Origin of the sequence: Bradyrhizobium sp. SUTN9-2 (assembly GCF_003122645.1) — a bacterium.
In the GTDB taxonomy this organism is placed as follows: Bacteria; Pseudomonadota; Alphaproteobacteria; order Rhizobiales; family Xanthobacteraceae; genus Bradyrhizobium; species Bradyrhizobium yuanmingense.
Genome location: NZ_LAXE01000001.1, coordinates 2,299,615 through 2,315,564, shown reverse-complemented (window position 1 = coordinate 2,315,564; position 15,950 = coordinate 2,299,615). Strand labels below are relative to the sequence as shown.

The window sequence follows — 15,950 nt, the reverse complement described above, 5'->3', positions numbered from 1 at the left end:
AACGAAGGCGACGAAAGCCGTAAGACAACGGGGCGCCGCAAAAGCGGTCTGGGCACGACTCCTAGCCTTACTCGCGGCACTCACGCTCCCAAAGACTAAGACGAGCTGTACTCGCAACGACCGGCTGCTTGCCGTCACCGCAGCTGGCGCGGAGACAAGAACACTGCACTTTAGAGTACGCTGTTTCATCAAGATCGGAACGGGTCCGCGCACACTTCAATGAACAAATATAAACGTCCCACATGCGCGTGCCTTCTACGCTCGATACGCAATGTAGGACTATCGACGCTCAATTGTCCGCGTTCAAACCACCATAAGGAAGTTGTCGCGACACACTCTTAGAAAACGCGCGCAGAAGATACGAATTAGTCCGGCACGCGGCTTGCTTCGTTCGGGACTTCATCACCAATCGTAGTGCGGTGATCTTCGGAGCAGCCCCGGCGCGTCATTACGTGTCTGGTCGCTCCGATGATTTGCCGTGCGGCGATACTTAGCGAGCGGGACCGCGCCTCGGGAAATGCAAGGCAATCATGATGCGATCAAGAGTTCTTTTTTTGAGTGCTACGACGGTGGCGCTCGTCACAACGGGTACAGTTATGGCGGACCGCGAGCGACAAGTACTGCCACCGGCGGTGTGGAACTGGTCTGGAGGCTACATTGGCGGGCACGGCGGCGGCGGATACGGCCGAACCTCCTTTAGCAATCCCTTTGGCCCGTCGATCTATGGCGACGTCGTCGATGTTCCATCGTTCGTCGCAGGTGGCCAGATCGGCTACAATTGGCAGAATAACAGTTGGGTGTTCGGCCTCGAACTGGATGCCAGCGCAGCTGCCGCCAATGGCTCAAACACCTGCCTAGCCGCCTCCCACTGGATTGTAAGCGCAAACTGCAACGCAGGTCCCAACCTCTTTGCGACCGGGACCGGCCGCATCGGCTACGCCTTCGGCGCGCTCGGGAAGACGCTTGCCTATCTCAAGGCGGGCGTCGCCTGGCAAAACAATCGGGGCGACGTCGTCAACAACGTGGAACCGGAGGGCCAGCCACAGGAGGAAACCCATTTCGACTATGGCCGAGTTGGTGGCGTCATCGGGCTCGGTCTCGAGCAAGCCCTTACGCCTGCATGGTCGGTGAATGTCGAGTACGACTATCTGCATTTCGCCGGACCGAGTGTCGCCACCGCTTCGACGGCGCAATTATCTCCGCCTACGATTCTGCCGGCGAACACAACTAGCCTGTCCAGCAACTATCACATCGGAAGAGTTGGTCTGAACTACCACTTTGGCGTGGACCCAGGGGCCGCACCAAGGTCCGATGCGCCGTATGCGGAGTCAGCGCGCAGCGTACCACCCATTTCCTACGCGCCCGGTTGGTCCTTCGAAGGCGGCTCGCGGCTCTGGCTGAGCCGGGGACGATTCCAGTGGGATCACAGCGCAATTTTTAATAACGATGTCCCAGACCCCAGCATACTCGTATCGCGGCTCACTTATCACGGACTGGACGGGCTTTCGGGGGAGGTATTCGGCCGTGTCGACAGTCCCTGGGGAGTGTTCCTGAAGGGGAACGTTGGCATCGGAAGCTTCAACAAAGGGAAGATGAACGACGAGGATTGGGGCGTCCTGAACGAATTATACCCGTACCAAACTACACTTTCAGGTCAGTCAAATGGAAGGTTCGCATATTACACGGCGGACGCCGGTTACGATTTCCTGCGCAGCGCGAACTACAAGGTCGGCGCATTTATAGGCTGGGCCTATTACAGCCAGAGCTCAGACTCCATTGGTTGCGTTCAGGTCGCCCCTCAGGATGAAGCATGCCTGAAGCCGGGCGAGACTAGAATCATCGGTGCGGAGGATACTCAATGGAATGCGCCTCGAATCGGCTTGAGCGCCGAAACTATGCTGACCGCGCGCTGGCGCCTGAATGCTGATATCGCTTACCTGCCCTGGACCGATTTCAAAGGCCGCGACTATCATCTCTTGCGAGATAAGACCACCTTTTCTGAACAATATGGCAATGGTGGCGGCGGAGTCCAAATTGAAGGCCTTTTGTCGTATTTTGTCACCAAGAATATCAGTCTAGGCGTTGGAGGACGCTATTGGGCCATGTGGACGAATAAGGAGGCCGAAAGCAGGAACTGCGAACCCGGCTGCGACAGGTTACCGCCAGGATTTGCGAAGTACAGCATGGAACGGTGGGGCACATTCTTTCAGGCCTCTTACAAGCTCGATTAAGGACCTCACTAAGGAGGCTCCAGACTTCAGATTCTTCATGCCGTTCTGAAGTTTGCTGATGACCAGTCCTCGGCGCGCAATTGCCGCCGGGGATTGGTATGTCGAGATCACGCTATACGCCGGGTTGCTGGATTGCATATCACCCAACTTGGACAAGGGGAGCGCAACTCCGTCCCCCGAGCAAACGCTCGTTCCACTAATAACAGCTCGATCTCTTAGCCCGGACGGAGCTCGCTTCAAGGCCGATTGTGCGCGCCATTGCGACCGAGCTGGGACGCGCTCGATGCACGATTTCTAAATTCCGCAGCGGGATCTCTCCTGGGCAACCGAGACCGCGGCGAGCCCCAACATCACGTCGCCGGTGAATCCGAAATGGAGACGATAGAGCCACCAGATTGCGCAGCACCGGTCGAGATCGTACATGGCGAGCGCGCGCCTTGTCGCTGCGACCATCCGCGCCATCGGTTTCATTCCGCGTGCCTGGAAACCTCGACGTCTCCGGGCCAGCGCTCTCCATTTGATGACTCTTAGGGCGGTGATGGCCCGCTGTCCGGCGCCTGCACCCGCAATGGATTGGGAGCTGAGATTGATCTTCGCCATGGCGTTCTTTTCCGCGTCTCGAAGCTGTTCGCGCACACCTATGTGCATGCGCTCTTCCGTGATCTTAAGGCGAAGATACTGCTTGCAAAACGCCCAGATCTGGTAGCGCCAATTGGCCGGACTCCACCGAAAATACGCTCACGCAATCCCACCGCTGCGCGCAGCCACTTGCGACAGTCGTTGCGGCTATGCGACCTTTGCTGCCAGCTCCTTGAAAATACCTCGCGCGTCCGCCAACGCTATCTAGGCTCGCGTCCGCAACCAGAGTCTACGCCGTTTCCGAGTAACCCCTTCCAGGTCATCGGTTTTGCTACCCAATTTGTGCGGACCCCGCCGACATCGAGTGCTGGCTTGCGGCCGAGCCCGGTCTGACCGCGCATGCAATTCCCGGTCGCCTGGCGAAACAACGCCCCGAACAGTTCGGCCTGCACCACACCATCCTGCAAAGCTTGTTGAATCGCTCAGAAGCAAAGCAGCCGAGACGATTATGCCCGGCGGCTAAAGCTGCGGCGCTGGCCACGTGGAATGAGCATTCCGCGCGTCCCCAGAAACTTCCGATCCTGCGCGGCATGGTGCAATCTCGGACTGGCCGATAGCCGGAGCTACATCCATCAAGCGAAACTATTATCCTCAGATGAGGCAATACCCACGCAATATGGCAGGGGCGATTGACAGGCACGCGCCGCGCGGACCAAACGGCCAGGATGACCGTTCATCTCGTGGGCTGCCAGTGGGTCCGAGGATGCGTACCCACTGGCTGCGCGAATAATCCACTATTGGACGGCGAATGTCTCTCCAGCTAAGGACAACTGAAGTGATCGCAGCCCTCCAGCCCCGCGCGATCGGTTCACAGCCGGGTTGGCTCCCGTGTAAGCCTAACGAACCCTCCTTCGGCTAATTCGGCTTTGTAGGCCCGTCCGTTGAGTAGGATTGTGGTGGAGTTATCTGCGGTCGGCATGAAACCTTCTTGGCGCAGCTGGTCCATTAGGGCAGGTGTCGCCCATTGCTCTGGTAGCGGCGTTCCGAAGCGCCGGTTCTCCGTGAAGAAGGCTCCGAAGTCCGGTACCCCCGCCCGGCCGGCCCCAACCACTTGGTCCTCCGCAGGGTTAAGAACAAGACGAACACGATTGGACTCATCCAAACCGGCCGTGTAGCGGTGACCTAGGATTTCGTAAGTCATCGCCCGCTGGTCCGCGTCGGGCAAGAGACCATGGTGGAATAGCCTCTCAACCATCGTGTCGGGGGCGATTTGCGAACCGTGTGAAAACCTCTGTGGAACGGCGAATGAGACATCGACCGCTTCCTCAGGTGCGGCAGATGATGATGGTCCAGCTTCATTCATGATCTGACTGAACAAATCATGATCTTCCTGTGTCCAGACGTGCGCCGTTGGCGATTCTGGTGAACGGGCATTATCGATCGGGTTCGGGTCCATAAGCTCTCCTTTGTGCTATGAGAACAACGGCCTCTTGAAGATCTCCCCAGGGAATGAGCTGAGTTCGTCGCGAGGTTCAAAGAGCGTGGCTTCGTCATCGAGAGGCCAAGTTCGGATGCTAAAGAGGCTGGCTTTCGAGAAGCTGACAAAGGACGAAGAAGGAGATAAACACGCGGCCGCACCTGCCACATCGGATGCGATCATCTCCGAGCCAAGTCTCATTCCGCTTGGCCTCGCAATCGGGGCGCGGGTCTGCGTCGTGCATTGCGTTCATTTGGCCGTAAAGCCGGTTTGGAGGTCCAGGTGATGCGGACCGCGGCCAGGCCCAGTCTTGCACCGAACATGTCTATTTCGCTCGCTGCCCGCGACCCGTCGTTCTGGCTGCCGCTCCGCGCCTTTGCTCGGGACCGCTTACCGGAACGGCCGCGATAGCCGCGCCAGCGCGAGAACAGACCAGAGCGAGACCTACGTGAGATTTCGGTAAGCGCGGAGTGAAGGTGAGATGAGGAACGAAGTCGCCCAGACGCGAAGCAGCCGACGATCATCCCGCGTACGGCTAAAGGTGCGGCGGTGCGGGTGATCCCGGGACTGCGCCTGCCGCCGCTGTGATGGGCATTCCGCAAGGTCCCAATGCCGCCGATCCTGCGCCCCACGATGCAACCTGGGCCCGGCGGTGCGGAGCTACATCGGTCAAGCGGAAGGTTACATCCTCAGGTCAGGCAATACGACTGCCAATTTCGTCGAGTCTATTGGCGCTTTGCGTCATGCAGATGGTGCTCGTGTCAGGGTGTTGGAAAGAGACTCCGCTCGTGTCCTGAATAGGGAAGCTCGTCGCAATTCGTCGCGCGCTGTAGCGACGTCGCCGCCGAAATGTCCACCTCCTCTAAGCGTCTGTTGGCGAAGAAACGTGGGCCGCATTCGTGCTCGCCCGTCCGGGCATACGAATGGTACTCCTGCTGTGCCGTCACTGATCTGCCTTAACAGCCGTCTAAGTGGTCGACCAAAATGTACAACCCTGAGTTCTTGGCAGCGCTCACGGAGCGACTTGCGATCAGGATCTTGGCGTCGGGACCGAATAGCCGGGGCTTCTCCCCGTACTGGGTGACGCCTCGCGCAGGAGATGGCCAAGATGTGCGGGCGAGCAGCGCGGAATGCAGCTTATCACGGACGACGCGGGCCTTAATGTCCCGCGAGCAGGCGTTTGCCGCCTCGCCGGCGCCCCGGCTGCGACGCAAAGGTGGAGCACCGATGATTGGTGGACCTTGTCCGCCGCGCGAGCGACCGCCGCAGGCGACGCTGAGCGGCGGCAAGCGCCTTGGCGAGGAAGAGCGTGGCACGCTGACTGCTTCAGGAGGAATCGGCTGAAATGGCGCGAGACATCGCGAGTCGTGTTCGGTGTCCGCCAATTTGTCGCAAGCTCCCCACAGCAGCGAAATGACTGCGGCGCACGACAACCGCAGCAGGATTTCATATTTGTCTTGCCGGCACGGCTAGCGGTCAGACCAAGGGTGAAGTGGGCCACGAAAGGCGGGCATTCTTATTGCAAAGTTACCATGAGGTTCGTCGTTACACGGTTCAGCCTACACGTGGCCAAACGATGGCTGTGAGGACGAGCTCGAGCAAGTGGAATGCAACTTTGCGTGTCTGGTCGAAATGGTCGGGCCAGGCATCGCGCTCCAGATTAGGTCGAGGTATGGCGAGGCAATTCACTCGAGGGAGGCCGGAGCCACTCCTCGGTCCGGCAGACGGACGCTTGACACGCCGCGCGGTTTTGGGCGCAACCATCGGCAATATTCTCGAATTCTACGACTTCGGGACGTATAGCTTTTTCGCGATACAGATCGGTCAGGCGTTCTTCCCGGCAACTGACCAGTTCGCCAGCCTCATGCTGTCACTCGGAACCTTCGGTGCAGGTTTTGTAACCAGGCCGATTGGGGCCATCGTGCTCGGCTCGTATTCGGATCGGGCCGGCCGTCGCCCGGCGATGACCGCCAGCTTTGCCATGATGAGCGCCGCTGTCCTGCTATTGGCCATCACGCCATCGTACGAGACAATAGGACTGGCCGCTCCGGCTTTAGCCATCGTCGCACGCTTGCTGCAAGGCTTTGCTCTCGGAGGTGAGGTCGGTCCGACGACCGCCTACTTGATGGAAGCAGCCCCCACCGAAGCCCGGGGGCTTGCTGTCTCTTTTCAGCCCGCGAGCCAACAGCTAGCTGCGACGGCCGGCGCGCTGGTTGGAGAGATACTCTCGCTCACCATGACAAACGAGGCGCTCAATGCGTATGGATGGCGGATCGCGCTGTTGCTCGGCGCCGCTACGTTGCCGTTTGGACTTTGGTTGCGGAGCGCCCTGCCCGAAACGCTGCACTGCCCCGAGGCGCCGGTTCGGGTCGCCCAGCCTGTGGGGCGATCGCCTTCCGATCGCCGCATCATGAGCTTGGGATTTGTCATCTTGGCCGGCTGCACGATCACCACTTATGTTACCGGATATATGACCACCTACGCATTGAACACCCTCCGCGTTTCCCCGCCTCTCGCCTTTGGTACTACGCTCATCAGCAACACGGTGGGGATTGCTGCAGCACTGCTGGGCGGCCTGCTCGCCGATCGCGTAGGCCGTCGACGTATCATGATATGGCCGCAAGTCACTGCATTGCTCATGACCTATCCGGTATTCTTGTGGATTGCAGAGAGCCGCGGTGCCTTCGCACTTCTAGGAGGTCTCGGCGTCCTCACCCTGATCGGGACGATTCCGTATAGCGCCTTCTACGTGAGCATGGCCGAAGGTTTGCCCAGGCACATTCGTGGTGGCGCCTTCGCGACGATCTACGCTTTTGCGATAGCGATTTTCGGAGGCACAACTCAACCGATCGTCACCTGGCTCATCCACTTTACCGGGAGTGCACTCGTACCCGCCTGGTACATGCTTTTCGCGGGCGCGGCCGCGTTTTGTGCTATGCTTATGATGCCGGAGACGGCGCCACTCAATTTTACGCCCAACCATGTCCGAAATGCTAAACATCGAGCCGGAGGACGGCTATGGGGCTAACACGGAAAAGCAATCTGTCCTAAGATTGGAGCAGCTTTACATCGAGCAAGGCTACCTGTCGCACAGCGTCGCCGTCTGAAATGGGACTTGCTCCCGTTGATCCAATCTTCGCCGATGCGGCAGTTGCGCGATTGGCGGACATCATCGACTGGGTCTAAGGGAGCCGTCATCTAGAGAACAAGAGGGCGGCTTGCGCCATCTGCCATCGTAACCGTACGGCATGAGAATGCGGCCGCTGTCGAGCAGCGGCCGCACGAGGCTCGATCATCGTTCTCTGCTTGATATGTCTCCCGTTGTCAGTGTCGGACGCACGAGGGATCGGTCAAGCAAAAAAACAGATCGCAGATACCATTCAGCGGGTCATCCACGCACTCAGGATATGATGTATCGGCTACCGGCGCACTCGCCGCAACCGGCTGCGCGGCAACGTTTGCAGCAAAAGGAGGCATCACCGCCGTTGCAAGCGCGAGGGCGCTCGCGGTCACTAACACAGACTTTTTCATTCGAGTCATCGCTTTCCTAGGTTAGCCCCAGCCGCTCTCGACGGTCTATCTGACCACGCGACAAGCGGTAAATTGATTTTCTTGATCAGATCTATCGACCGAATGGATAAGTACGCAGCAATGGACGATCGGCTCATCGATGCGACGAGTTCAAATTCGGCTGAATCAACGGCTGGCCGAAGCGGGTCTGACGGGCGATGCCGAGGCCAAGCTGACGCTCAAACCTCAAATCGTGAACGAGATCGCCTGCGAGATCAAAAGCGAGGTGGTGCATCGGGTGCTTAGGGTGCACGGCATCCAGCTGTAAAAGATCGGCCAGGCCCGTCGTCATACAGGTTGCTGTCGCGAGTTCGCGCCATGACTCAATGAACTTCCCACCAAGCTGATCGTGCGGTGCAGCCTGCTCTTCCGTCGGTGCCACCGTTGCTCGCTCGTGCCGGCCCCTCAAAAAAGCTGGGAAATGACTGACCATAGTCCGTGTACTGAAATTGTCTCCGCGACGCTCGGCGCCATTGCAGTTGAAACGAAGAAGCTCCGAGCCACTCGAGCGCTCAATGAAGAACGATAAGCCCCAGCATCTTTTGGGGGCCAAGGAGGCGTGATGCTGGGGCCGTCGTAGCCTAATGCAAGAGTAGCAAATAGGCCGCGTTGTTGTGCACCGCTCGGTTTGATTCGTCAAAGCGGCCGGGACGCCTAGCTCCTGTACATCCGGACCAACCGCAGTCGGTTGAAGCACGCTCGAAGAGTTTGCGCGCCAGTTCGTCGCGGGCAGGCAGGTGAAAGCACTGTGACATCCGGGCGTATCGCCGCCCGCATCAGGTATATCTTTTCCGCCTGCAATAGTCAGCTGTCCAGCTTCTCGCCCGAGCGCCCATGTCCGCCACAGCAGCGAACGGCAGCTTGCTTGTGCGACGACCGACCATCCTCCGGATCGCCAACCGATAACCCTCCCGTAAGCAGTGTTCTCTCCCAGGCTCCATTGTTGTGTAAGCTGGAGCACGACGAGGCTCGGCGCAGCTCAGGCAATCCGCCGCGCCGGTCCGAGAGGCATGAACTTTGCCGCCGAACAGCTCACCGCCGCAAGACAACTAGCCCACTAGATCCCCAGTCGAGCCATCTGAGCTGAAGCGTGCTCCGGGTCGGGAAGGGGCTGCCACGGCTGACCAGCGGCGGCGCTCAACAAGGACCTGCAGAACGCAGGAGTGAGCTTGCCGCGGTGGATCACGACGTTCTCGTGTCCCTCGGCGGCTCGAGCATTCTGCCAGTGCTGATTGTAGCCGCGCTGTTCGTCAGACTTCACGTGGCAAGCGGCGAATTCACGATCGCCCAGCGTTGCCAATTGCCAGGCTTGTACCGGTCGCTTGGTATGGATGTGCACCCACATCGGCCTTGGCGTTGCACCAGTGCTCAGCGCCCTGGGCTCCACCTTGATCTCGAACAGCGTCCCTGGCTCTCCCTTCAAGGCGCGAGGTGGATCCACTGACGCCAGTTCCCCCGCTGCCCGTAACTGTACAAGGTATTTCTGCGATGGAAACGCATAGGTCTTCATACAGTCGCTCGTGATTGCGGCCTTTCGCATGTTCAATGAGTTTGCCTGCCCCTGAATCTCAGACCACATCCTTTGGAGCCGGACTATCTTTCCGTGCACTTCGGGCACCTGCGCAGCCGTGAGCAGGCCCCGTCGGCGAGGCTCCTCCAGCGCGGCTACACAGGCCTTAATCTCGGAGGACTGCGTCTGCAAGCGCTTGATCACCCGATCCAAGACGAATTCGGCGTCCTCGGGCTTCATCTGCCGCGCTTGCGAGGCGGCGCTTTGCTGAGCCGGTAAATCGAACTGCAGCAGCTCGTCCAATCGCTCAAGTAATCCCGGCAGTGCTTTCCTGGAGGGCGGAGCCTGCCACATCTGGAGGTGATCGGTCGGAGAGGATGACGCGGCTGCCTCCTCCGCCGTGGCGAGTTTCTTTGTACCGAGATCCGAGCGCACGATGACCTTGCCCGTGAAGGCCGCGGCGGGATCGGACCTAGCGAGTTGCGGTGCGGGTGGGCTAGCCGTCGAACTTCCCTCGCCTGCGGCTGCTGCGCGCCTTGCTTTGCTCTTTCTGCGCACTGGAGTGCCTTCACCCACCAGGGCGGTGTCTTCTGGCAGCGCAGCCCAAGCCGGCGGTTCAATCGTCACTTCCGTCTTTGGCTGAAATGCCTGCAGCCGCATGACTTCGTTCGCCGTCTCCCACGCACCTTCCACGATCTGGTGCAGCAACTGCAACGGAAGGTCAGCTTCCGTTCCAGCCTCCCTTATCGGGTCAAGCATGCCGCTTAGTTGGGATGCAAATTCCGAAAGCCGTTCCATGACTCCCTCGAGAACGGCGCGGTGCTCGGCGTCGAGCACCGCTCCTCCACGAACGGCGTCGCCCGTCGAAAGAAATGCCGGAAAAACATCTCTAACAAAGGTCCCGAGCAGACGCACCCGCCCGCTCTCGTCCATGAGGGCGGCTCGCACGTCTGGTGCTAACGTGCTCGCTCGCGACTCAATCAAGAGCTGCGCGAGAGCGATCCGCGATTGCAGGTACATGCACTTGGTGTTGAGCGCCCAGCCCGTATTGAGCCTGAGTTGGGCCTCTTCGGCCTTGCGCATCTCGGACGTGCTGCTTGGCAAGTGGGCCGTAGCCGCACAGGCTGACTGCATCCGCTCGAAGCGCAGCGCCTTCTTTCCCCACCACTCCATGCAGGCAGCATACTGGTTCGCGACGCCCGCAACGACGCGGCTCAGCTGGTCGGGCGGAGCGGTGTCTTTGATATTGTCGAGCAGGGCTTCTGCTTGTTTTCTCCTGTTCTCAAGTGGGTAAAGAATCTGAGTGGCCACTTCGTTACATTGGTTACCCGCATCCAGCGTGTCGTCGCGGAGCCGGCGAGCCTGATCGTCGGGCAGGACACGACGGGCCAAATTGGGAGGCAGGTTCGCATAATACTCCAGAACCGTTGAGCCTGCTTCGACGACTCGATCGATCAGCTCTTGCGCCTGTTGCAAGTTGCAGGGTTGCATAGCCGCCCGACGGCAAGTTTCAAACTTCTCAATCAGGCTGTCGATGTTTCGCTTTGCTGCCTTGGTCTCGTTGCGCGTTGGCGCCGCCACATCTGAAGCCGCAGTTCTGTCTTGAGGCCCATAGCGCATCCGCTCCAGGAGGGCACCGAAGAATTGACCGCGTTCCCCAGGGAGGCGGCCAGGCTCCAGGCTCGAACGGCTCAATTCCCCGGTGTCGTCCGCCGCCTCACCCTGTGATGGATCAGCTCGGCCAATGCCTTTCATACTTCATCTCCGAATAGTCGAGAGTACGCAGCCTGCCTAGATAGACCGCCTTGCTGACGGCTACCTGACCAAGAGCATTCATTTCGGATGCATAAGAAAGAAGATCTCGCCTTGAGCTCCACTTCCATCGCAGTTCCTCGTGTTGCTGAACTAGCCGCATCAGCGCCCGTGTGATCAGCTGAGACGTGACCGGGGCCCGATCTATCCTGCCCGCGAGATAGTGCCGCCTCAATGCGGTGCCTCTGTGCACGCGAACTGGGCCAGGTCATCTTCAATGGCCTCCTGGACGGCAATTTTTGGCCAAGCCAGAAATGGCCAACGTATGTCGATCGGCAGACCTGCGCTCGCAACATGCGTCCCGTTATCAGAAAATTGACTTCGACCTAAGAGCTTACCAAGTCACCAGCCATACAGGGTTATGGCGAGACGCCGCAGGCCATCAGCAACAACATTCTCACCGTCCGAACTGAGCAGCCTCGACGTTGTGCAGCCTTCCAAACTACATCTCGCCAAACCCGGGCTGCGCCTAGGCCGGTTAAGTCACCCTCATAGAAATATGGCAGCAAGCTTACTGAGCACACCGAGCATCACCCTGATCAGCGAACCGCCTGACGGCACGCTCTAAAGAGCAGAAAGGTGAGTATGGGCTCACTACCAGAATAGCTCTAGTTAGGGGCAATGATCCAAATATTCTTCAGATGCAGGTCGCCCAGCGCTTATCGGAAAATGAGGAAGATGCCACCGAAGGATATCAGGAGAAACATCGGCCACAGGCATTGCCAACTTTTTTGACGGCTTTCCCAAGGTGCCATGAGGCAATCAACTCGGGCTATATCCAAATCGCTTCGCCAAGGAGAATCGCTGCAACCAGCCACAATCTTCAGTATCAATTATCCAAGCCAACCCGAAAGGCCGGCATCGGAGTTGCCGTTGAGGCCCTTTTGGCATTTCCGGCGTTTGCAAGTCGAGACCCGCGCCTGACATGTCACTTCTCACAGGCACTCCAAATGTCTGTCCGGTTCATGAGTAGCTGGCCACAGCAATTGTTTCGGTCGATCGGCCCTCTGCGCAGCTTGAACAAGACAGTTCAGATCAATCCACCCCGACCGCGCACCGGCGGTCCGGACCGGCGCGACCAGGGCCTAGGCTTCAATCCGCACGGGGAGAGCGGAGTAGCCGTGCACGAAGTTAGACGCAATTCGCTCGGGTGCACCGACGACATTGACCTCCAATCTCGCATCCAAAATCTCTTCCCAGAGGACTCTCAACTGCAATTCCGCAAGATGTCGACCAAGACAGCGATGGATTCCGAATCCGAACGAGAGGTGCTGCCGCACATTCTTCCGGTCGATCACGAAACTGTTGGCGTTCTCAATGACCTCTTCGTCTCTATTGCCGGAGATGTACCACATGACGACCTTGTCGCCTCTCCGGATCTGTTTCCCGCCTAAGATGCTGTCGACCGCAGCAGTGCGGCGCATATGTGCGATCGGCGTCTGATATCGGATGATCTCGGACACAGCGCTCGAGACCAGCTTGGGATTGTCAGTTAGTTTTCGCAATTCGGAGGGGTACTGGCTCATGAACAGGAGGCCGCCAGTAATCGAGTTGCGCGTCGTATCGTTTCCCCCAACGATCAGCAGAATCAGATTCCCGAGAAACTCACTCGGCTTCATATTGCGTGTGGCGGGCGAATGCGCCATCAGGGAAATCAGGTCGAGGCGCGGCTCGGCATTGATGCGCTCGTTCCAAAGGCCCGTGAAATAGTCCAGGCACTCGGACAAGATTGTGGTTCGCTTGTCCCAGCTGTCGATTGCATGGCCTGCTCTCGGAGTTGTAACAGCTACGTCTGACCAATAGGTCAGGAGTCGCCGATCCTCAAATGGAAAGTCGAAGAGCGTGGCGAGCATTTGCGTCGTCAACTCTATCGAGACCATGTCTACCCAGTTGAAGTCTTCATTGCGCGGCAAGCCATCGAGAATCGCCCTGACTCGAGAGCGGATCAAGGTTTCGAGCTTCGTCAGGCTTTCCGGTCCGACGATCGGGCTCACGGTATTGCGCTGCTCGGCGTGCTTGGGAGGCCCCATCTTGATGAAACTCTGCATCCAGTGCTTATCCGGGACGTCGACAATAGTGACACCTCGCTCTGATGAGAATGCTTTGTGGTTTGTGTCTACCGCAACGATGTCCCGGTATTTTGTCACGGACCAATATGGACCATGAGGGCTGTCCTTGCAGTAGTGAACGGGATCTTGTCTTCGCAACCGATCGAAGAAACCCCATATGCTCTCGTCTTGAAAGCGCTTGCCTTCGCTTACATCGAGCTCGCTCAGCGCGGTAATGTCGTCTGCTTTATGACCTTCTAATCGCCCGTTCACGATCATCTCCGCAGCTTTTGCTCCCGAGAGCTTACTGGACCTAAGGCCGCGCTTCACCTTTTCGAGCTGCCGTGAGCGTTTGGCTGCGACGGGTCTCCCGACCAGACTATCTCAAAGCGAGGCTGGCCTAGCCCTACCATGTCGGGCAGTAAGGATCACATTGACTTTCCGACCCGATCTACTCAATGAATCACTGAGAGTTGTCACCAAGGGGGGCGAGGGCTGTGCAAGACAAGATCCAATCGAATACACACTCCCAAGGTAGCCACCTTTTGCGACCTCGCACCGTTGTTTGGAGCCCATGGAGACCAATGAAGGCGGCTCGGTAGTCTCCGCGCCCATCCGGTGATCTTGGCCAAGGCACCCCGAAGCGGCGAAGCCTGGAGACGGCAATCTTTTCATCTCTTAGATAGTCTAAAATGGACGCTGAAGCCTTGCACCGAAACGCTGCAGAAACAGTTTCGTTCGCAAGAACGTGGGAGGCGGAGCGAATCGTCGCTACCGCGCATGACAGAGCGCTGTCGTCGCTTCAAGCAGACGAAAGAGCTTGGGACCCGACTAGCCGCCGAAGCGGCACGTCTTCGCGAAAAGGCCGAGCGGCAAAACCTGGGGCACCCCACCCGAGGCAACCTTGCGAACAGCACGTCCGTGTGGGACCGGCGCTCTATTGAGCGATTGGCTGAGATGGACAGTCGCATGACCAAGCCGAGAGCTTTTCCCGCCTAGATAGCTGTGTTAAGATCTCCTCTCTCTAATAGTGGAGGAAGTGATGAGCCATGACCGGATCGTTACGGTCGCCATCATCGCCGTTGGCGCCCTCAACACGGTGCTCGCAGCGATTGCGCTCTTGTCGTTCTGAGCGCGGTAAATCCTCATCGGACAAGGGGCCACCTCAATTGGCGGCCTCTTTCATTCACACGGCTCCCGCGTATGACCCGATCGCATCTACGGAACGGGCCTCCGTTCGGTCCGCTTCGTGGAGCCAAGCATCATGCAGCCCTGTCTTCTTTTAGTCCGCCGGTTCGAAATTGTGAGTGGGTCATCCGGTACCGGTGTAGCGGCTTCGGGGTACCCGTCGACGGCGCCTGTTAAGAGAGTAGTTACCGGTCACTGTCACCATTTCCATATTAGGTCGCCCTAGGCGGCAGCCAATCTAAGAACGTCTAATTTTCCGACACGCCCGGTTGGCGGTCTCTTTGAGGAGAGGCCCAAATGTTCAAGGGCTTCACTGTAGTAGTTGCGGCGCTGGTTTTCACAACGCAACTGGATCAATACCTCACGTACGGCCGGTACACCGCCGCTGCGATCGCTATGTTCCGGCACATCCGGCAAGGGTTTGGCTTTTGAGAAACCGGAGCGCATGATGGAAAGCATTTTCGTGGACTAATCTCGATGCGGAGGACCAACGCGCCATAGCGATATTGCGGGATGGGCTTTATGTCGAGCTGTGTGACCCGGTTGCTCTCCTGAGCTTGAGGCAGCTCGGCCTGATCGACATCTGCGAATTGACAGCTGCTGCGCACGAGCTACGGAGACGCGTTGTCTTGAGCGCACTCGGGGAACCATCAAGTGATGATCAGCTAATCAGATGATCAGGGAGCGGATCTGACATGACGGTGCGGGACACAACGCCCTCACCGCGCCGATTTTTTTGGTCAGAGAGCTAACGGCTGGAGGGTTTACGATCGGCAACGAAAGGGGCTGGCTCTGGTGGAGTTGGGCGGTCAATTTGACCAAAGAGCAAGCCAATCGCCTCGAACGGAGATTGAGGGACAAGCACGAGCGGAACTAGCGTAAGCCCGGTCAGAGAGCCGTCGACAGCAGCGAATTAGTGGACATCCTCTTCATCTTGCAGATCAACGCCGAAAAGCAATTACCGACATCGCCCGCCTAGCTTGCTTCCTTCTTTGGACAGACTGGTTCGCGAACCGTCATGTCGCCGACCGCAATAGCGTCAGTCACTTCAGGACTATGACCCTCAATACTCTTCCGCGACAGTCGCAGTTTAGATCGCCACGATCGACACGACTAAGCCAAGCTTGCTTGGCGCGCAGTAGAAGCCACACTCGACAAGCGTTATTGCTCAGGGATGCAATTGGGGTTTGAACTCAGACGCGACATTGGCATGGCTGCGCCTCCCGTGCTTGATCTGGCGAAAGCACAACGAGCTCTCAGCTCCTGAAATAAGCCGCGGACCGCGCGATGATGTTTGTAGGCTGCACCTCCAGGAAATAGCAGTCGTAGGACTCATAGTGCCAATCTCCAAAGTAAAACCTTGTCTTCGCAAAGCGTTGACTATCCAATCAGCGCCGATCTGGAGCGAAGTTATGCATAGGCGTTGGCGGAGATGCGCCTTGCTTGCGACGTGTCCGCTTAGGATTGAAACCGATAAAGCCCAACCCGGGCAGATGCTTATCGCTTGGCCCCGTCCGCCGACATTGCGTTACTAG

8 protein-coding genes are annotated in these 15,950 nt (G+C 58.3%); 3 read left to right on the top strand and 5 right to left on the bottom strand.

Going from position 1 to position 15,950, the window contains the following annotated elements; genetic code table 11:
- Positions 1-530 precede the first annotated feature (530 nt).
- On the top strand, positions 531-2,231 hold the full coding sequence (locus XF30_RS10850; protein ID WP_244608902.1) for an outer membrane beta-barrel protein: 1,701 nt from the start codon (positions 531-533) through the stop codon (positions 2,229-2,231).
- Positions 2,232-2,525: 294 nt separating this feature from the next.
- On the opposite strand, the gene XF30_RS38025 is transcribed toward XF30_RS10850, so the two are convergent.
- Positions 2,526-2,831, bottom strand: a complete 306-nt coding sequence (locus tag XF30_RS38025) for a hypothetical protein (protein WP_204524547.1) — start codon at positions 2,829-2,831, stop codon at positions 2,526-2,528.
- Positions 2,832-3,678: 847 nt separating this feature from the next.
- Complete coding sequence (locus tag XF30_RS10840) at positions 3,679-4,266, bottom strand: hypothetical protein (protein ID WP_109142670.1); 588 nt, start codon at positions 4,264-4,266, stop codon at positions 3,679-3,681.
- 1,693 nt (positions 4,267-5,959) lie between these two features.
- Between XF30_RS10840 and XF30_RS10830 the strand changes: the two genes are divergently transcribed.
- Positions 5,960-7,315: an MFS transporter gene (locus XF30_RS10830; protein ID WP_109142668.1), complete on the top strand. Its 1,356-nt coding sequence runs from the start codon at positions 5,960-5,962 to the stop codon at positions 7,313-7,315.
- Between the two features lie 636 nt (positions 7,316-7,951).
- Here XF30_RS10830 and XF30_RS37680 read toward each other — a convergent pair.
- The 3 genes from XF30_RS37680 to XF30_RS10815 form a co-directional block, all read right to left on the bottom strand.
- Positions 7,952-8,239 carry a hypothetical protein gene (locus XF30_RS37680; protein WP_146207673.1) on the bottom strand — a complete coding sequence of 96 codons (288 nt, stop codon included), beginning with the start codon at positions 8,237-8,239 and terminating at the stop codon, positions 7,952-7,954.
- A 675-nt stretch (positions 8,240-8,914) separates the two neighbouring features.
- Complete coding sequence (locus XF30_RS10820; RefSeq protein ID WP_109142666.1) at positions 8,915-11,122, bottom strand: T3SS effector XopP-like protein; 2,208 nt, start codon at positions 11,120-11,122, stop codon at positions 8,915-8,917.
- 1,142 nt (positions 11,123-12,264) lie between these two features.
- Positions 12,265-13,506: a cytochrome P450 gene (locus XF30_RS10815; RefSeq protein WP_192893101.1), complete on the bottom strand. Its 1,242-nt coding sequence runs from the start codon at positions 13,504-13,506 to the stop codon at positions 12,265-12,267.
- A gap of 1,206 nt (positions 13,507-14,712) precedes the next feature.
- Here XF30_RS10815 and XF30_RS39775 point away from each other — a divergent pair.
- Complete coding sequence (locus XF30_RS39775) at positions 14,713-14,847, top strand: hypothetical protein (RefSeq protein ID WP_283811129.1); 135 nt, start codon at positions 14,713-14,715, stop codon at positions 14,845-14,847.
- Positions 14,848-15,950 lie beyond the last annotated feature (1,103 nt).

Coding starts and splice junctions, on each gene's coding strand:
- XF30_RS10850 (WP_244608902.1), top strand. CDS start 531: ATGATGCGATCAAGAGTTCTTTTTTTGAGTGCTACGACGGTGGCGCTC.
- XF30_RS38025 (WP_204524547.1), bottom strand. CDS start 2,831: ATGGCGAAGATCAATCTCAGCTCCCAATCCATTGCGGGTGCAGGCGCC.
- XF30_RS10840 (WP_109142670.1), bottom strand. CDS start 4,266: ATGGACCCGAACCCGATCGATAATGCCCGTTCACCAGAATCGCCAACG.
- XF30_RS10830 (WP_109142668.1), top strand. CDS start 5,960: ATGGCGAGGCAATTCACTCGAGGGAGGCCGGAGCCACTCCTCGGTCCG.
- XF30_RS10820 (WP_109142666.1), bottom strand. CDS start 11,122: ATGAAAGGCATTGGCCGAGCTGATCCATCACAGGGTGAGGCGGCGGAC.
- XF30_RS10815 (WP_192893101.1), bottom strand. CDS start 13,506: ATGATCGTGAACGGGCGATTAGAAGGTCATAAAGCAGACGACATTACC.
- XF30_RS39775 (WP_283811129.1), top strand. CDS start 14,713: ATGTTCAAGGGCTTCACTGTAGTAGTTGCGGCGCTGGTTTTCACAACG.